Source organism: Neisseria sp. P0021.S007, from assembly GCF_051956855.1.
The window spans coordinates 1-432 of record NZ_JBQCXA010001815.1 but is presented as its reverse complement, the minus strand read 5'-3'; the positions used below and the strand labels follow the sequence as shown (position 1 = coordinate 432).

Sequence of the window (432 nt, the reverse complement as noted above, 5' to 3'; positions counted from 1 at the left end):
CCTATCGGCAGACTGGCAAAAAGCCCTGCCGCACAACAGCACACCCTACACTTCGACCATCGTGTTCCTGGTACGCAAAGGCAATCCCAAGCAGATTCATGACTGGGACGACTTGGTCAAAGGCGACGTACAAATCATCACGGCAAACCCGAAAACTTCAGGCGGCGCACGCTGGAATTTCCTGTCGGCTTGGGCGTACGCACAAGAAAAAGGCGGAGATGCAGAGGCGGAACAATTTGTCTCCGAACTCTACCGCCGCGTGCCGGTCATGGACGCAGGCGCGCGCGGTTCGACCATAACCTTTACACGGCGCGGATTAGGCGATGTTTTGCTGGTATGGGAAAACGAAGCACACCTCGCCTTGCAGGAAAATCCGAACCAATTTGAAATCATCACGCCGTCAATATCCATGCTGTGCGAACCGCCCGTCGC

1 protein-coding gene is annotated in these 432 nt (G+C 55.6%); it reads left to right on the top strand.

Going from position 1 to position 432, the window contains the following annotated elements; translation table 11 throughout:
* Positions 1-432 (top strand): sulfate ABC transporter substrate-binding protein (locus ACTHUR_RS21605; protein ID WP_440400871.1); only part of this gene is annotated, 432 nt, incomplete at both ends.